Source organism: Micromonospora sp. S4605 (assembly GCF_003176715.1).
GTDB classification, from domain to species: domain Bacteria; phylum Actinomycetota; class Actinomycetes; order Mycobacteriales; family Micromonosporaceae; genus Micromonospora; species Micromonospora echinaurantiaca.
In genome coordinates this window covers 1-2,738 of record NZ_QGSW01000457.1, presented here as the reverse complement: position 1 = coordinate 2,738, position 2,738 = coordinate 1, and the positions used below count along the sequence as shown (strand labels likewise).

At 72.4% G+C, this 2,738-nt stretch carries 1 protein-coding gene; it reads right to left on the bottom strand.

The features are described from left to right. Nucleotides 1-2,636, bottom strand: a 2,636-nt coding sequence (locus DLJ47_RS34075; protein WP_199236121.1) for a M14 family zinc carboxypeptidase, incomplete at its 3' end; no start/stop codon positions are given. Nucleotides 2,637-2,738 lie beyond the last annotated feature (102 nt).

The window sequence follows — 2,738 nt, the reverse complement described above, 5'->3', positions numbered from 1 at the left end:
TCGCCGGGTTCACCGGTGACAGCCGGGTGTCCGAGGCGAACGGCTCGGCCTACCTGGTGATCCCGAACCCGGCGACGACCGCCCGGGTGCGGGCCAGGTCGCCGGGGGCGACCTCGATGGTGATCGGCCGCCGCGGCCGCGCCGCCGGGCGTCAGCAGCGCGTTGGCGACCAGGTGCAGCCCGTTCTCGTTGTACGCCCGGAACAGCGGGTTGAACGCGAACAGCACCGCCCGGCCGGCCCCGGTCGGCTCGTCGACCAGCGCGACCGTCCCCTTCAGCGCGTCCGCGCCGACGGTGTAGCCGTTGGCCCAGAAGGTGTCGCCGCTGGGGTAGCGCAGCACGTTGGTCCCGGTGGTGCTCGGGGTCAGGATCGGGTCGTTGTTGTTGAACTCGAAGTCCTCCGCCGGGCGGCCCAGCGCGACCGGGCTGTCGCCGTCGACGTCCACCCGCAGGTGTGAGCCGATCACCGTGTAGCCGGTCGGCTTCGGCTGCTCGGTGGTGGAGGTGAGCCCGGCGGCCCGGGCCATCCGGGTGCCCTCGTTGCGCAGCCCCAGGTAGGTGTTGCCCTGGGCGATCCAGGTCCGCAGGTTCGCCTGCCCGGCGGCGGTGAGGCCGCCGGTCGGGCTGCTGCCGTCCGGTACGAGCAGCACGGTGCGCCCGGTGAACGCCTCGGTGTTGTCGTTGATGTCGGCAGTGGTCACCGGTTTGAGCTCCAGCCCCCACCGCTTGCCGAGCACGTAGCGGGCCTCGCCGTGCGAACCGGCGGTGGTGGAGATGCCGGTGCCCTGGAACAGCCCCACGTCCGGCAGGTCGAGCCGGCTGCCCGCGGCCGGTCCGCGCCGGGGGCTCAGGCTCACCCCGAGCGATCCGGCGAGCCGGTCGACCTCGCCGGTCAGGCTGGTCGCCGGCAGGCCGACCACGCCGCTGTCCAGGTCCCGCACCAGTGGTACGCCCCGGCGCAGCAGCGCGAAGGTGAACTCCGCGGCGGCGGCGGAGTCCAGCGGGTACGCGTACGAGCCGGTGGGCCCGGCCCAGGCGGTGCGGCCGCCGGTGATCTCCCGGACCAGCCGGGCCGGGGGCCGGACGTCGTCGCCGGTGTAGACAGTGGACACGCCCATCAGCAGCGGGTTGCTCCAGGACGACACGTCGTAGAAGTACGGGAACGGGGTGTACGGGTCCTCGCCCATGATCGCCTGGATCCAGTGCTTCTGCGGCTGGTCCATCGGGATCCAGTACGCGCCCTTCGGCACTGTCAGGTTGGTGGCGCCGCGTCCGCCGAAGATCCGCGCGGTCGGCAACCGGGTCGGCCGCTGCACCTCGTACACCTCGACGTCCATCCGCCGCAGCCGCTCGACCAGTTGGCGCACGTCGGCGAGCTGCCGGTCGGGCAGCAGGAAGTACGAGCGGATCCGGATGTCCGGCACCGGGAACTGCACAGTGTTGGTGGGCTGGACCACCTCGTTCGGCTCGAGCGCGCCGGCCCGGCCCTGGGCCAGCGCGTCGGTCCAGATCCGGAAGTAGCCGGTCAGCAGCTCACGCTTGTGCGCCGCCGCCCAGCCGAGGGTGGACCACTGGGTGTGGAACTGCTGCTGGACCCGGTCGGCCACCGCCGAGGCGCTGCCCTTCTCGAAGGTCATCCCGGCGGCGCCGAGGCCGGCGGCCGGCACCGTGTCGCCGTAGCCCATGAAGAACAGGTCGTAGGTGGAGTAGTTGAAGTAGCACTCGGTGGTGACCGCGCCGCCGCAGGCGCCGTTGTAGCCGAAGCCGGCCTTGTTGGCCTCGCCGATCCGGTTGATCCAGTCGACCGCCTCACCGGCGATCTCGTGGTGGATCGGATCGGCGTTGGGCGGGAAGAAGTACTGCCGGCCGCCCATCTCGTGCGCGTCGATGAACACCTGCGGCGGGTACCGGCGCATCAGCTCCAGCTTGCTGTCGGTCTCCCGCTGGGTGCGGGCGAACCAGTCGCGGTTCAGGTCGAAGCCGAAGTCGTTCTGTCGCCGACTGGCGTCCCGACCGTCCGGGTTCTGCGTCGGAACGATGACGGTGACCAGGTTGTCGTTGCGCCGGGCGACCTCGCAGGAGAGTCCCGACGCCAGCTCGTAGAGCGTCTTGAGGGCGGCGTCGGCGCCGCTCTTCTCGCCGCCGTGCACGTTCCCGGTGACCCAGACGATGGCCGGGTCGCCGGCCGCGGTCGCGGCCGCCTTCCGCGCCGAGGTGCGGCGCGGATCCCGCAGGTCGCGGACGTCGTCGGCGATCTTCCGCAGGGTGGCCGGTCGGACGTTCCGCTCGGTGGACACCACCGCGTACGGCAGCGGCTGGCCGAGCACGCTGGTGCCCAGGACGCCGGTGACGACGCGGTCGGAGGCGGCGTCGACGGCGCCGAGGTACCGGCGGATCTCGTCGGTGCTGACCACCCGCTCCTGGCCGAGGCCGAGGGGGAAGCCGAGGGCCTGTTCCGGGCTGGGCACGGCGGCCAGCCGGGCGGTGGGGTCGGTGCTGCAGGGGGCGGGTCGTGGGGCGGCTGCGGCCGGCGCGGCGCCCAGCAGGGGCGTCATGCCGAGCACGAGCGCGACGGCGGTGGCGCCGGCCAACCGTCGGGGAGGAACTGTCCAGAGCGGACGCATCGCTGGGGCCATCTCGTGTTTCCCTTCCCGGGAACTGGCTCACATTGATCGGAGCCTCTGACCTGCGATTTTGGCCGGTCAAGATCCCGCGTGCGGTCGCCGTCCTCGCGGGGC